General features: G+C 59.1%; 13 protein-coding genes. 12 read left to right on the top strand and 1 reads right to left on the bottom strand.

Annotated features, from left to right (window positions below):
* Positions 1 to 178 precede the first annotated feature (178 nt).
* Positions 179 to 2,092 carry a sigma-54-dependent Fis family transcriptional regulator gene (locus tag CKW20_RS21080; protein WP_095054602.1) on the bottom strand — a complete coding sequence of 638 codons (1,914 nt, stop codon included), beginning with the start codon at positions 2,090 to 2,092 and terminating at the stop codon, positions 179 to 181.
* A 392-nt stretch (positions 2,093 to 2,484) separates the two neighbouring features.
* On the opposite strand from CKW20_RS21080, the gene CKW20_RS21075 reads away from it, so the two are divergent.
* The 12 genes from CKW20_RS21075 (at position 2,485) to ispA (ending at position 15,122) form a co-directional block, all read left to right on the top strand.
* Positions 2,485 to 4,005 (top strand): aldehyde dehydrogenase family protein, encoded by a 1,521-nt coding sequence (locus CKW20_RS21075; RefSeq protein WP_052967093.1) that lies wholly within the window; start codon positions 2,485 to 2,487, stop codon positions 4,003 to 4,005.
* Positions 4,006 to 4,273: 268 nt separating this feature from the next.
* Positions 4,274 to 5,644: an ethanolamine permease gene (gene eat / locus CKW20_RS21070; RefSeq protein ID WP_095054601.1), complete on the top strand. Its 1,371-nt coding sequence runs from the start codon at positions 4,274 to 4,276 to the stop codon at positions 5,642 to 5,644.
* A 140-nt stretch (positions 5,645 to 5,784) separates the two neighbouring features.
* On the top strand, positions 5,785 to 7,179 hold the full coding sequence (locus CKW20_RS21065; protein WP_095054600.1) for an ethanolamine ammonia-lyase subunit EutB: 1,395 nt from the start codon (positions 5,785 to 5,787) through the stop codon (positions 7,177 to 7,179).
* 8 nt (positions 7,180 to 7,187) lie between these two features.
* Positions 7,188 to 8,012, top strand: coding sequence for an ethanolamine ammonia-lyase subunit EutC (gene eutC, locus CKW20_RS21060; RefSeq protein WP_095054676.1), 825 nt, complete (start codon positions 7,188 to 7,190; stop codon positions 8,010 to 8,012).
* Positions 8,013 to 8,125: 113 nt separating this feature from the next.
* The gene (locus CKW20_RS21055) at positions 8,126 to 8,587 is read left to right on the top strand and encodes a GNAT family N-acetyltransferase (protein ID WP_095054599.1); all 462 of its coding nucleotides are present in this window, start codon (positions 8,126 to 8,128) and stop codon (positions 8,585 to 8,587) included.
* A gap of 339 nt (positions 8,588 to 8,926) precedes the next feature.
* Positions 8,927 to 9,583 carry a DedA family protein gene (locus tag CKW20_RS21050; protein WP_030129562.1) on the top strand — a complete coding sequence of 219 codons (657 nt, stop codon included), beginning with the start codon at positions 8,927 to 8,929 and terminating at the stop codon, positions 9,581 to 9,583.
* Positions 9,584 to 9,589: 6 nt separating this feature from the next.
* Positions 9,590 to 10,402, top strand: a complete 813-nt coding sequence (locus CKW20_RS21045) for a zinc-dependent peptidase (protein ID WP_095054598.1) — start codon at positions 9,590 to 9,592, stop codon at positions 10,400 to 10,402.
* 122 nt (positions 10,403 to 10,524) lie between these two features.
* Positions 10,525 to 11,052: an inorganic diphosphatase gene (ppa, locus tag CKW20_RS21040; protein ID WP_007894323.1), complete on the top strand. Its 528-nt coding sequence runs from the start codon at positions 10,525 to 10,527 to the stop codon at positions 11,050 to 11,052.
* A 232-nt stretch (positions 11,053 to 11,284) separates the two neighbouring features.
* Complete coding sequence (locus CKW20_RS21035) at positions 11,285 to 12,031, top strand: S24 family peptidase (RefSeq protein WP_095054597.1); 747 nt, start codon at positions 11,285 to 11,287, stop codon at positions 12,029 to 12,031.
* Between the two features lie 564 nt (positions 12,032 to 12,595).
* The gene (locus CKW20_RS21030; protein ID WP_095054596.1) at positions 12,596 to 13,741 is read left to right on the top strand and encodes a Fic family protein; all 1,146 of its coding nucleotides are present in this window, start codon (positions 12,596 to 12,598) and stop codon (positions 13,739 to 13,741) included.
* A 254-nt stretch (positions 13,742 to 13,995) separates the two neighbouring features.
* Positions 13,996 to 14,238 carry an exodeoxyribonuclease VII small subunit gene (locus tag CKW20_RS21025; protein ID WP_007894317.1) on the top strand — a complete coding sequence of 81 codons (243 nt, stop codon included), beginning with the start codon at positions 13,996 to 13,998 and terminating at the stop codon, positions 14,236 to 14,238.
* Positions 14,235 to 15,122: a (2E,6E)-farnesyl diphosphate synthase gene (gene ispA / locus CKW20_RS21020; protein ID WP_095054595.1), complete on the top strand. Its 888-nt coding sequence runs from the start codon at positions 14,235 to 14,237 to the stop codon at positions 15,120 to 15,122. The genes CKW20_RS21025 and ispA overlap by 4 nt, the downstream gene beginning before the upstream one ends.
* The last annotated feature ends 49 nt before the right edge of the window (positions 15,123 to 15,171 follow it).

Raw genomic sequence — 15,171 nt, 5'->3', positions numbered from 1 at the left:
GCCGCAGGTTAGCGTAGGGAGGGGAAAATCGCACCTTGTGTTTCAAGACAAACACCACAACCCCCGTAGGAGCGAGGCTTGCCCGCGAAGGCCATCACGCGGTTTGCCTGATGCACTGCGTTATCGTTCTTCGCGGGCAAGCCTCGCTCCTACAGGATCAGGGTCAGGATCCGGTGCTCTAGCGGGCGATACCGTGTTTGCGCAGCTTTCTGTAGAGGGTATTGCGGCTGACGCCCAGCTGTTCGGCGGTGTGGGTCATGTGCCAGCGTTGCTGCTCCAGCACCGTCAGCAACGCCAGCCGCTCGGCATCGTCCAGCGGATACTCGGACGGTTCTTCAACCGCCGACGCCGGTATCGGCCGGGCCTGGCGAATCATCGCCGGCAAATCCTCCAGCCCGATCCGACCGCCGTCACACAGCGCCGCCAGGGTTCGCAGCACATTGCGCAACTGCCGCACATTCCCCGGCCAGGCAAAATCCAGCAAGGCCTGCCGCGCCGGTCCGTCGATCAATACCGTTTCCCCACCCGCCTCTTCGGCCAGCAAAAAGTCGAGCAACTGTGATTTGTCAGCGCGCTCACGCAGCGCCGGCAATGCGACCTCCAGCCCATTGAGCCGGTAATACAAATCCTCGCGAAAACTGCCGTCCTGCACCCGTTCATGCAGATTGCGGTGAGTGGCGCTGATGATCCGCACATTGACCGATTCCGGCTCACCGCCAATCGGCACCACCTGACGGTCTTCCAGCACCCTTAATAGACGGGTCTGCATGCTCAGCGGCATATCACCGATTTCATCGAGGAATAAAGTCCCGCCATCGGCCTGCTGCAACTTGCCGCGCATCCCTTCCTTGCGCGCGCCGGTGAAGCTGCCGCCGCGATAGCCGAACAGTTCGCTCTCGATCAGGCTTTCGGGGATCGCCGCGCAATTGAGGGCGACGAACGTTTTTTCTGCTCGTTGACTGGCCTGATGCACGGCTTTGGCGAAGGCCTCCTTGCCTGAGCCGGTTTCGCCATTGATCAGCAATGGCACGTCCCGCTCAAACACGCGCAAGGCCTTGCGGAAATCCTCCTGCAGCGCGGCGTCGCCCAGGCAGATGCCCGACAAACGCGGACGCTCGACAATCATCGGGCTTTGCACCACCGGCACCGGAATACTGCGCGGCTGCCCGCGCAATACGGCAAACAACCGCCGCCCGTCACGGGTGCGCAGCGGCCAACTGGCGCTAGCACTAGGGCTTGCGCGGCCGAGCAATTCATCCAGCGAGCAGTCGAAAAACGCCTCCACCGGTTTGCCCAACAGCCCGCCACGAATATGCCCCAGTAAATTCAGCGCACTCTGGTTCACCGCACTGATCCGCCCTTCCCCATCAAACGCCAGCAACCCTTCGCTGAACAGCCCAACGGATTCAGCCTGCAGGTGAAAACGCAGTAACCACTGATTATCGAAGTAACGCAGGAAATAGCAGCTCTCGATCATCTTCGCCGACAGATTGACCAGGGCCATGGTGTGGAACTGGCTCTGACGCGAAACCTCGTGACGCGCCGAAGACACGTCGAGCACCGCTAACAGCTCGCCATGAGGATCGAACACCGGGCTCGCCGAGCAGGTCAGGCCGGTGTGACGGCCACGAAAATGTTCGTCCTGATGGATGGTCAGGGACTGACGCTCCACCAGGCAGGTGCCGATGCCATTGGTGCCTTCGCAGGCTTCGCTCCAGTCGGCGCCGAGCCAAAGGCCGGCGCGCTCGAAAATCTTCCGTTCGGCGGGCGCGGTGACGCAGTTGAGGATCACGCCACGGGCGTCAGTCAGCAGCACCGCATGACCGGCACCGGAAAGTTGCTGGTGGAGGCTGGTCATTTCGTTGCCAGCGATCTGCAGCACTTGCTGCAAGCGTTCGCGGCTTTCCAGCACGCGGCCATGTTCCAGCACCGTCGGCGCCATGGTCAGGGCCGGGTCGAGGTGATAGTCCTCAAGACAACGCAGCCAGGAACGGGCAATGGACGGATCGCTGCCGGGACCGTGCAGGTGGGATTTACCTTGGGTCACGGTCAGCACTTGCTGGGCATGGCGACTCAAATGATTGTCGTGCATTTCTTATTATTCTCCCCGAGAGGTTTACGCCGACCCTGTAGGAGCGAGGCTTGCCCGCGAAGAACGATAACGCGGTGCATCAGGCAAATCGCGTCATGGCCTTCGCGGGCAAGCCTCGCTCCTACAGGGAGGGAGGTTCGAGCATCCTCCAGCCTAGCCAGCATTGCAATGCCGACAAGACCCGCCAGTCACAGGCCGTGCCACAAACGGTACAAAGTGTCACGGAAGCTGTACCGCAAGCGTCACAAACGCCGCCCATTTATCCGACAAAAAACACGCAAGGCCTTGATTTACCTGATCTGCAAGGCGCTGGCCCGACCTTTGCTCTACGCTTAATGCAGCGCTTTAGCGCGTCCTCCCTTATAAGCACAAAAGCCAAGGAGAAACCCATCATGCGTTACGCTCACCCCGGTACTGAAGGCGCTATCGTTTCGTTCAAGAGCAAATACGGTAACTACATCGGCGGCGAGTTCGTCGCGCCTGTCAAAGGTCAGTACTTCACCAATACATCGCCGGTCAACGGCCAACCTATTGCCGAATTCCCGCGTTCCACAGCCGAAGACATCGAAAAGGCCCTGGACGCTGCCCATGCCGCCGCCGATGCCTGGGGCGCCACGTCCGCCCAGGCACGCTCGCTGGTCCTGCTGAAAATCGCCGATCGCATCGAACAGAACCTGGAAGTGCTGGCGATCACCGAATCCTGGGACAACGGCAAGGCCGTTCGCGAAACCCTCAACGCCGACATCCCGCTGGCCGCCGACCATTTCCGCTACTTCGCCGGCTGCATCCGCGCCCAGGAAGGCAGCGCCGCCGAGATCGACGGCAACACCGTGGCCTATCACATCCATGAACCGCTGGGCGTGGTCGGGCAGATCATTCCGTGGAACTTCCCGATTCTGATGGCCGCCTGGAAACTCGCCCCGGCCCTGGCCGCCGGTAACTGCGTGGTCCTCAAACCTGCCGAGCAAACCCCGCTGGGCATCACCGTGCTGATGGAACTGATTGGCGACCTGCTGCCACCCGGCGTGCTCAACGTGGTGCAAGGGTTCGGCAAAGAAGCCGGGGAAGCCCTGGCCACCAGCAAGCGCATCGCCAAGATTGCCTTCACTGGTTCGACACCGGTCGGCTCGCACATCATGAAATGCGCCGCTGAAAACATCATTCCGTCCACCGTGGAGCTGGGTGGCAAGTCGCCGAACATCTTCTTCGAAGACATCATGCAAGCCGAACCGACCTTCATCGAGAAAGCCGCCGAAGGCCTGGTGCTGGCATTCTTCAACCAGGGCGAAGTCTGCACCTGCCCGTCCCGCGCCTTGGTGCAAGAGTCGATCTACGACGAGTTCATGAAAGTGGTCATGAACAAAGTCCTGCAAATCAAACGTGGCGACCCGCTGGACACCGACACCATGGTCGGCGCCCAAGCGTCCGAGCAGCAATTCGACAAAATCCTTTCGTACCTGGAAATCGCCAAGGGCGAAGGCGCCGAACTGCTGACCGGCGGCAAGGTAGAAAAACTCGAGGGCAGCCTGGCGACCGGGTATTACATCCAGCCGACCCTGCTCAAGGGCACCAACAAAATGCGCGTGTTCCAGGAAGAAATCTTTGGCCCGGTGGTGAGCATCACTACCTTCAAGGACGAAGCCGAAGCCCTGGCCATCGCCAACGACACCGAGTTCGGCCTGGGCGCCGGCCTCTGGACCCGCGACATCAACCGCGCCTACCGCATGGGCCGTGCCATCAAGGCCGGTCGCGTGTGGACCAACTGCTACCACCTGTACCCGGCGCACGCCGCGTTCGGCGGCTACAAAAAGTCCGGCGTCGGCCGTGAAACCCACAAAATGATGCTCGATCACTATCAGCAGACCAAAAACCTGCTGGTGAGCTACGACATCAATCCGTTGGGCTTCTTCTAAAAACCGGGGGCGATACAGGTAGTTCTGTATCGCCCTTCGAACCGCTTTCGCGAGCAAGCCCGCTCCCACAATAGATTTCCGGCGTGCCCACAATTGCAGGCACACCATAGGCCCAATGTGGGAGCGGGGTTGCTCGCGAAGGCGTCCTCAATGACACACTAATCATCGCCCTGCTGGTCTGGCATGGGCTTTGCGTGCCCGCTCTACACCTAAAACGCCATACCCGAAAGTCCAACAGATCAAACAATAAAAAAGACAGAGAGGACTTATGACTTCGATTACACAGCTCAAACCCACACTCGGCACCCTGCATCTATGGGGCATTGCCGTCGGTCTGGTGATTTCCGGCGAGTACTTCGGCTGGAGTTACGGCTGGGGCACCGCAGGCACCCTGGGTTTTCTCGTCACCGCCCTGATGGTGGCGACGATGTACACCTGCTTCATCTTCAGTTTCACCGAATTAACCACCGCTATTCCCCACGCTGGCGGGCCGTTTGCCTACAGCCGTCGGGCCTTCGGTGAAAAAGGCGGACTAATCGCCGGCATTGCCACCCTGATCGAATTCGTCTTTGCGCCTCCGGCCATTGCCATGGCCATCGGTGCCTACCTCAACGTGCAATACCCGGAACTGGACCCGAAGATCGCCGCTGTTGGCGCCTATTTCGTGTTTATGGGCTTGAATATCCTCGGCGTAAGCATCGCTGCCACGTTCGAATTAGTGGTCACCGTGCTGGCGGTCGCCGAATTGCTGGTGTTCATGGGCGTGGTCGCACCGGGCTTCAGCTTCAGCAATTTCGTACTCAACGGCTGGTCGGGTTCCAACGAATTCACCATGGCCTCGATCCCCGGCATCTTTGCGGCAATCCCTTTCGCGATCTGGTTCTTCCTCGCCATTGAAGGCGCCGCCATGGCCGCCGAGGAAGCCAAGGACCCGAAACGCACGATTCCCAGGGCTTACGTCAGTGGCATTCTGACCCTGGTGTTCCTGGCCATCGGCGTCATGGTGATGGCTGGCGGTGTCGGCGACTGGCGTCAACTGTCGAACATCAACGATCCGCTGCCTCAGGCGATGAAAGCCGTGGTCGGCAATAATTCGACCTGGATGCACATGCTGGTGTGGATCGGCCTGTTCGGCCTGGTGGCGAGTTTCCACGGGATCATTCTTGGCTACTCGCGACAGTTCTTCGCCCTGGCTCGCGCCGGTTACCTGCCCAAAGGGCTGGCCAAACTCTCGCGTTTCCAGACACCGCACCGGGCGATTCTGGCGGGCGGCGTGATCGGCATCGCGGCGATCTACAGCGACGGCCTGGTCAATCTGCAGGGCATGACGCTGACGGCTGCGATGATCACCATGTCGGTATTCGGCGCCATCGTGATGTACATCATCAGTATGCTGAGCCTGTTCAAGTTGCGTAAAACCGAGCCGAACCTGGAACGCACCTTCCGTGCACCGGGCTACCCGATCGTACCGGGGATCGCGCTGTTTCTGGCCGTGGTGTGCCTGGTGGCGATGGCATGGTTCAACACCTTGATCGGGTGTGTTTTCCTCGGGTTCATGGCGGCCGGTTACCTGTATTTCCAACTGACTGCCAAGCAGCGTTCCGACGCGCCGGCGGATGCGATGCTCGAAGGCGTCTGAGTTGCACCGGCGCCGGGCTGATTCCCGGCGCCTGCCATATTGAAGTGCACCGAGATCTAAATGTAGGAGCGAGCAAGCTCGCTCCTACAGGGTTAGGCGGTGCATTTGAGTTGTTTATTGAATCAGGAGGACACCGTCCCATGGCCGTATTTGCCCATACCGTCGGCGCCCAGACCTACCGCTTCGACAGTCTCAAAGACGTCATGGCCAAAGCCAGCCCGGCGCGCTCCGGGGACTTTCTGGCCGGCGTTGCAGCCCTCAATGATGGCGAGCGAGTGGCTGCGCAGATGGCCCTGGCAGACATCCCGCTGACTCACTTCCTGCAGGAAGTACTGATTCCTTACGAGGCCGATGAAGTCACCCGACTAATCATCGACACTCACGATAAACAGGCTTTTAAAGCAGTCAGCCACCTCACTGTCGGTGGCTTTCGCGATTGGCTGCTCAGCGACGCCGCCGACGAACAGAGCCTGCGTGCCCTAGCTCCGGGCCTGATCCCGGAAATGGCCGCCGCCGTGTCGAAGATCATGCGCGTGCAAGACCTGGTGCTGGTGGCGCAGAAAATCCGCGTGGTCACGAAATTCCGCGGCACGCTGGGCCTGCACGGCCGGCTCTCGACACGCCTGCAACCCAATCACCCCACCGACGAACCGGCCGGCATCGCCGCGAGCATTCTCGACGGCCTGCTGTACGGCAACGGGGACGCAATGATCGGCATTAACCCGGCCACCGACAGCATCGCCTCGATCTGCGCCATGCTGGAAATGCTCGATGCGATCATCCAGCGTTACGAAATTCCTACACAGGCCTGCGTGCTGACCCACGTCACCACCTCCATCGAGGCGGTGAATCGCGGTGTTCCGCTGGACCTGGTGTTCCAGTCGATTGCCGGCACCGAAGCGGCCAACGCCAGTTTCGGTATCAACCTCAACGTCTTGCAGGAAGGTTATGACGCGGGCTTGAGCCTGAATCGCGGCACGTTGGGCCAGAATCTGATGTATTTCGAGACCGGCCAGGGCAGCGCCTTGTCGGCCAACGCCCATCACGGCATCGACCAACAGACCTGCGAAACCCGCGCCTACGCCGTGGCACGCCATTTCAAACCGTTTCTGGTGAATACCGTTGTAGGCTTCATCGGCCCGGAATACCTCTATAACGGCAAACAGATCATCCGCGCCGGCCTCGAAGACCACTTCTGCGGCAAGCTGCTGGGCGTGCCCATGGGTTGCGACATCTGTTACACCAACCATGCCGAAGCCGACCAGGACGACATGGACACCCTGCTGACCCTGCTGGGCGTGGCCGGGATCAACTTCATCATGGGCATTCCCGGTTCCGACGACATCATGCTCAACTACCAGACCACGTCGTTCCACGACGCCCTCTACGCTCGGAAAACCTTGGGCCTGAGACCGGCACCGGAGTTTGAACAGTGGCTGGCGAACATGGGCATCTTCACCCAGGCAGACGGCAAAATTCACTTCGGCGACAACCTTCCGCCAGCCTTCCGTCAAGCCATGGCGCAACTGGGATGAGTATTGAGATGGATAAACCACCTGTCGATCCGCAAAACCCATTATTGGAACTGCGTCGCCTGACCCCGGCACGTATTGCCCTCGGTCGTACAGGCACCAGTATGCCGACCAGCGCGCAGCTGGATTTTCAGTACGCTCATGCCCAGGCCCGGGATGCGGTGCACCTGCCATTCGATCACATGGGGCTCAGTTCGCAACTGGCCGAGCGTGGACGTGAGAGTTTGTTGCTGCACAGCGCCGCCACGGACCGGAACAGCTATCTGCAGCGCCCCGATTTGGGGCGCAAGCTGAGTGATCAGTCGGCGCAGACCCTGCGCGACTACGCGCTGAGCCATCCTGGCGGGATCGATTTGGCCGTTGTGGTGGCCGATGGCCTCTCGGCATTGGCCGTTCATCGCCACACCTTACCGTTCCTGGCGCGCATGGAAGAACAGACAGCCGCTGAGGGCTGGTCCCTGTCGCCGGTGATTCTGGTGGAACAGGGCCGAGTCGCGGTGGCCGACGAAATTGGCGAGCTGCTGGGCGCGAAGATGGTGGTCATATTGATCGGCGAACGCCCCGGCTTGAGCTCGCCAGACAGCCTTGGGTTGTATTTCACCTATAATCCAAAAGTCGGACTGACAGACGCCTATCGCAACTGCATCTCGAATGTCCGGCTCGAAGGCTTGAGTTATGGCATGGCGGCCCACCGTTTGCTGTATTTGATGCGCGAAGCCTGTCGGCGGCAGTTATCGGGGGTCAGTCTGAAGGACGAAGCCCAGGTTCAGACGCTGGAGTCGGAAATTGATGCGGACATGAAAGGTAATTTCCTACTGAGTCCGTCGGATGCCTGAACCGTTTCCGCATTGCGTTTCTATTCAGGTTTCAGGCAGGATCGATGCACGGCCGCCAGGGGTTTCCCATCGCCGTCACCACGTAAGACAGCCACTTGAAGACGAGACCTACCATGCGGATTATTCAAGCGACCCTCGAACACCTCGACCTGCTGACCCCGTTGTTCGTCAAATATCGTGAGTTTTACGGCTCCCTGCCGTATCCGGACTCGTCCCGGGCATTCCTCGAGAAACGCCTGCGGCGCAAGGAATCGGTGATCTACCTGGCCCTGGCCGATGACGACAACAACAAACTGATGGGTTTCTGTCAGTTGTACCCGAGCTTTTCGTCTCTTTCGCTTAAACGCGTGTGGATTCTCAACGACATCTACGTCGCCGAAGACGCCCGCCGCCAGTTGGTGGCCGATAACCTGATCCGCACCGCGAAAAAAATGGCCAAGGAAACCAATGCCGTGCGCATGCGCGTTTCCACCAGCAGCAATAACGACGTCGCGCAGAAAACCTACGAATCCATCGGGTTCAAGGAAGACACCGAGTTCAAGAACTACGTGTTGCCGATCAGTGAGGAGCTGTAACGCACTGAGGCCTTTGTGGCGAGGGAGCTTGCTCCCGTTCGGCTGCGCAGCAGTCGTAAACCCACCAAAGCGATTATCCTGATACACCGCGTAGTCGGACCAGGAGCGCTTCGCACTCCCAGCGGGAGCAAGCTCCCTCGCCACAAGGATTGTGCAAAGCCAACAGACCTATGGTCGACCCATCGACATCCCCCGCTACAAACTCGACGCGTTTTTCACTTGTCACCCCGTATAATGCCCATTCTTCCGGCTCGTAAGAAAAATCACACTTAGCTGTAGTCTTACGTCAAGCCATCCGCACAGGCCTGCAGAGTCGGGCCATCACCACAGGTGCTTTCCATGGATTTCAACCCGATCGACCTTATCCTGCATCTCGATGTTTACCTCGACTTGCTGGTGACCAACTACGGGGCATGGATTTACGCCATTCTGTTTCTGGTGATCTTCTGCGAAACCGGTCTGGTGGTGATGCCATTCCTGCCGGGCGATTCCCTGCTGTTCATCGCGGGCGCCGTGGCGGCCGGTGGCGGCATGGACCCGGTGCTGCTCGGCGGCCTGCTGATGCTGGCGGCGATACTCGGTGACAGCACCAACTACGTGATCGGCCGCACCGTTGGCGAACGGTTGTTCCGCAACCCGAACTCGAAAATTTTCCGCCGCGACTACCTGCAACAAACTCACGACTTCTACGACAAGCACGGCGGCAAAACCGTAACCCTGGCGCGCTTCATGCCAATCATCCGCACCTTTGCCCCCTTCGTCGCGGGTATTGGCAAAATGCCTTACCCACGGTTCTTTGCCTTCAGCGTCCTCGGCACTATCCTTTGGGTGGGTGGCCTGGTCACCCTCGGTTACTTCTTCGGCAACGTACCGTTCATCAAGAAAAACCTGTCGCTGCTGGTGGTGGGCATCATCCTGCTGTCGCTGCTGCCGATGATCATCAGCGTGATCCGCAGCCGCCTCGGTCATGCTGCGTCCAAAGCCGAACCCCGCTGACTCACGATGTGGTCCCTTAGCGCCTGGCGACGCCAGCGCACCCTGGCCAGGCATCCGATTGCCGACGACATGTGGCAACGGGTGCGCCATCACTTGAGTTTTCTCGATGGCCTCAGCGCAGCCGAAGACCAATGGCTGCGCGAAGCCTGCGTGCTGTTCCTGCAAGATAAACACCTGACCGCCCTGCCCGGCGTCGAACTCCACCAGGAGCAACGCCTGCTGCTCGCCGCCCAGGCCCAATTGCCGCTGCTGCATCTGGGCGATCTGAACTGGTATCAGGGCTTTCACGAAATCATCCTCTACCCCGACGATTTCCTCAGCCCCCAGCGCCATCGCGATGCCAGCGGCGTCGAACACGAATGGGACGGAGAACACAGCGGCGAAGCCTGGCAGCAAGGCCCGATCATTCTCGCCTGGCCCGGCGTGATGGCCAGCGGTGGCTGGGAAGGCTACAACCTGGTCATCCACGAACTCGCGCACAAACTCGACATGCTCAATGGCGACGCCAATGGTCTGCCACCGCTGCATGCCGATATGCGCGTCAGCGACTGGGCCAAAGTCATGCAAGAAGCCTATAACGACCTCGATCGGCAACTGGACCGCAACCCTGACGCGCAAACCGCCATCGACCCATACGCAGCGGAAAACCCCGCCGAGTTCTTCGCGGTCACCAGCGAATATTTCTTCAGCGCCCCGGATTTGTTGCATGAGGCTTATCCACAGGTTTATGAGCAGTTAAAGCTGTTTTACCGGCAAGATCCGCTGGCGAGGCTGAAGCAACTTCTGGCCGAGAACCCGGTCTATCAGGCACACGACTAGCGGACACCTGGGTCTCTACGACCTCTGGCGCATGGCAACGACGGCAGAATATGCCTATAATCGCCGCCACTTTTTGGTCAATCCGGCCAAGTGTTTTTGGTCAACTACGGGGGCACCGCCCAATGAGCTACAGCAAGATTCCGGCTGGCAAAGACCTGCCGAACGACATCTACGTCGCGATCGAGATCCCGGCCAACCACGCGCCGATCAAATACGAAATCGACAAAGACAGCGACTGCCTGTTCGTTGACCGTTTCATGGCCACCCCGATGTTCTACCCGGCCAACTACGGTTACATCCCGAACACCCTGGCCGACGACGGTGATCCCCTCGACGTGCTAGTCGTGACCCCTTACCCGGTTGCTCCAGGTTCGGTAATCCGCGCGCGTCCAGTCGGCATCCTGAACATGACCGACGACGGCGGCGGCGATGCCAAAGTGATCGCGGTTCCACACGACAAGCTGTCCCAGCTGTACGTCGACGTGAAGGAATACACCGATTTGCCTGCGCTGCTGATTCAGCAGATCGAGCACTTCTTCGCGAACTACAAAGATCTCGAAAAAGGCAAATGGGTGAAGATCGAAGGCTGGGCCGGCGCAGATGCCGCCCGCGATGCGATCACCAAGTCGGTTGCTGCCTATAAAGGCTGAGAAGCCGCGGTAAGCTTCCAGCTGCGACGTTTGAAGAAGAACCCCGGTTGATCCGGGGTTTTTTGTGGGCGCATGGAAATACGCTTTTAACAATGCGTTTGCAGCTTCTTGGCTTGGGTTTTTGTTTGTTTAATTTTTACAAAAGGAGCCTTACATCCAGTCTTAAATTTCCCTCGAAATTTGAACGGGTCGTTTATTCAAACCCCCATCCTGCGCCAGTAAACTCGCGTTTATGAAAAAGAACACTAGCGGCCCACGGTTTAAAGCACTCCTCGAAGCAGCGAAAATCACAACCACAGGATTTGCCGCTTTCTTCGACACGGAAGCGCAAAACATCCATAACTGGTACACCCGCGGTGTGCCCGCCTACCGCATGGAAGAGGTCGCCAGACTACTGTCTGTAAATAGCGACTGGCTGAAAACCGGCGAAGGCCCGAAAGAGTCCTCGCGCCTGCGCGTGCTCGACGAGTCCGGCAACACCTTCGACGCCCAGGCAATTCGCGGCATCTACACGGTGATCGAGCCCATCGACGTCGAGCTGCCCTTCTATAAAGAAACAGCCACCGCTCCGGGCTCCAACAAAACTCACGTCATCAAAGACCCCACCCAAGCCATCCGCCTGCCCCGCAGCCACCTCGACTCCCTGGAAATCAATCACACCGACGCTATTTGTACCCACATGATCGGCAACAGCATGGGCGAAAAGATAGAAGACGGTTCGACGCTTGCGATCGACCGCGGGCTGACTCAGGTTATTGATGGGGAGATTTATGCGATCGAGCACGACGGGATGTTGCGGATCAAATACCTGCATCGGATGCCGGGGAATGCGCTGCGGTTGCGCAGCTACAACAAAGCCGAATATCCAGACGAGATCTTCAGTGCCGAGCAGATCGACAAGCAAAACATCAGGGTATTGGGATGGGTATTCTGGTGGTCGACGCTCAATAAACGCCGGCCGTCTGTGCCCTTCCTGTAAGCAACCATGGCGAGGGGGCTTGCCCTGTAGGAGCGAGGCTTGCCCGCGAAGGGAGCGCCGCGGTCCGCCAGGCAGACCGCGTCATCGTTTTTCGCGGGCAAGCCTCGCTCCTACGGGGGGTTGCCTCGTTCGCTCTACTCCGCATGCCAAGCTGGGAATTTCTCAAAAAAATCAGTATGCTGCGCCCCACATTTGCGCATCGACCCTTCTTCAGGCTCAGATCGCACCGACAAGGCAGATGATTTTCTCGCCAAGTCCCACAGCCGGACGCAAGATCCGGGTGTACGTTTTGAAGGCTGGCGCGGTTTACCAAAAATAAACCAAGCCAGTCCCCGAGAAGCCGGCCACAAGCCGGCTTTTTAATGCCTGAAAATAAATCCTGAATACACTTTGACCGCATTGAACTGCAGCCAACCCACATGTTGCGCGATTCAGTCGCAGCCGGACGGGGACGACATGCTGTCCGACAACTGGACGGTGATCCGAATAGGCGTCATATTCGGCTCACTATATGAGCCGAATAGCAGTTTTAATCGGCTCACTCATTCCAAGAGCACCGACTCCATGGCACCTCACTGGATCTGGCAGCAGCCTGATTGGCCGAACTTCCAATGGCAAGCCGAGCGCTTGACGCTACTTTTGCGCGACTGCGTTCAGGCGCAGGGTCGGTTGATGGGGATGGCCAGTTCGATAGGCAGTACGTTGAGCGCGCAAAACGAACTGGATGCGTTGTTGCAGAACATCGTGACCTCGTCCGCTATCGAGGGTGAACAGCTGAATGTTGGCTCCATACGCTCTTCTCTGGCGCGACGGTTGGGGTTGGACCTGGTCAATGGCGATAAGGTGAGCCAGCGCAGTGAGGGCCTTGCGCAATTGATGCTCGACGCGACCCGGCATTTCGCTGAACCACTGACATTGGTGCGATTGCTGGATTGGCATAAATGGCTGTTTCCTGAGCAAGACACTGATCTCGCCGCCCGGTCGATCCGTGTCGGTGCCCTGCGCGGCGACGAGCCCATGCAAGTGGTTTCGGGGCGACTCGACAGGCCGACCGTTCACTTCGAAGCGCCGCCTCGCCTTGGTCTTGAACGACAACTCGAAACCTTCCTGACCTGGTTTGAAGCCAGCCGAAATCAGGTTGGCCTCGACCCTTTGCTGCGGGCCGGCGTCGCGCATTTCTGGTTCGTGACGTTGCATCCTTTCGACGATGGCAACGGTCGCCTGACGCGAACGATCACTGATCTGGCCCTGGCTCAGGGTGAGGCTCAGGCCATCCGTTTCTACGCCATGTCGGCGAGCATTCTGGATGATCGTTCCGGCTATTACCGAGTACTGGAAACCAGCCAGAAAGCCACGCTGGATATCACCGAGTGGCTGGAGTGGTTCCTGCAAACCTTATTGCGCAGTTTGCAGCAAGCCATGACGCGGATCGAGTCGGTACTGGGCAAGGCGCGCTTCTGGCAGGCGCATCGGGAATCTGAACTGTCGGCCGAGCAGACCAAAGTACTGAATCGCTTGCTCGATGGCGGGGAACGAGGTTTCGATAATGGCATCAGCGCCGCTCAATACCAGGCAGTGGCAAAGGTTTCCAAAGCTACCGCGACCCGTCATCTGGCCGAACTGCTGGAGAAGGGCTGCCTGAAACGCCTGCCCGGCGGCGGGCGCAGCACTCGATATCAAATCAATTATCCCGATGACTCAACACATTAATCATGATCGACACTGCACTCGGTGAGTTAAGCCGTAATGCGATCTGTAGCAGCTGGCGAAGCCTGCGTTCGGCAGCTGCTACAAGGAATGCGTCGCTGCTGAAATGGTTTAACTTACCGGCCAGGGCAATCCCCCTCATCTCTGAGATCGCATTCACTCCCAAAACTCGTTGACCGAAACGCCCCGCTCATTTGCCCATACCCCCTATGTCTGCTAGTGTCGCGCCGGTTTAACGTCAACCGGAAATAGCCGCCATGGCCCGCAAAAAAGCTGCACTGGATTTCGAACAATCTCTCGCTGACTTGCAAACGCTGGTGGAGCGTCTGGAGAACGGCGAATTGTCGCTGGAAGACTCGCTGACTGCTTTCGAGCAGGGCATCGGGCTGACCCGCGATTGCCAGGCGGCGCTGGCTCAGGCCGAGCAGAAGGTTCAAGTGCTGCTCGAGCGTGATGGTGAGCTGGCCGAGGAACCCTTCGACGCGGATCAGCCAGAATGATTGCGGCGTATTCTGTGACCAGTCAGGGCCGGGTCAATGCGGCACTGGAAACCCTGTTCAGCCCGCCGAGTCCTGAACTCGCCCGCCTCTACGAAGCCATGCGCTACAGCGTGATGAACGGTGGCAAACGCGTGCGCCCATTGCTGGCCTACGCCGCATGCGAAGCGCTGGGCGGCAAGGCTGAGCAGGCCAACGGCGCGGCTTGTGCGGTGGAGCTGATCCACGCCTATTCACTGGTGCACGATGATTTGCCGGCCATGGACGACGACGATCTGCGTCGCGGCCAGCCGACTACGCATAAAAAATTCGATGAAGCCTGTGCAATCCTCGCTGGTGACGGCTTGCAGAGCCTAGCCTTCAGCGCCCTGCTCGACCCACGCCTGAGCAATTGCGACGCCGAAACCCGTCTGCAGATGGTCAGCGCCCTGGCGTTGGCGGCAGGCCCGGCGGGCATGGTCGGCGGGCAAGCCATCGATCTCGGCTCGGTGGGCCTGAAGCTCGATCAAAAAGCCCTTGAATACATGCACCGGCACAAAACCGGCGCGTTGATTGAAGTCAGCGTCAAGCTCGGCGCCCTGGCCAGTGGTCATGCCGCGAAGGACGAATTGAAGTCCCTGCAGAGTTATGCACAAGCCATTGGCCTGGCATTTCAGGTCCAGGACGACATTCTTGACGTCGAAAGTGACACCGAAACCCTCGGCAAACGCCAAGGCGCCGACATCGCTCGGGACAAGCCGACCTACCCGTCCCTGCTCGGTCTCGACGCGGCCAAGGCCTATGCCCTGGAACTGCGCGACCAGGCTCTGCACGCGCTGCGACCGTTTGACGCGGCGGCCGAGCCATTGCGCGATCTGGCCCGGTACATCGTCGATCGACGCAGCTGAAGGCGTATCTGCCAAAAAAAACCAACGCGTGGGCAGGGGACGAAGCATC

Origin of the sequence: Pseudomonas sp. Irchel s3b2, from assembly GCF_900187445.1 — a bacterium.
Classification (GTDB): domain Bacteria; phylum Pseudomonadota; class Gammaproteobacteria; order Pseudomonadales; family Pseudomonadaceae; genus Aquipseudomonas.
The sequence above is the reverse complement of the archived record's forward strand: the minus strand, read 5'-3'. Positions and strand labels throughout refer to the sequence as shown.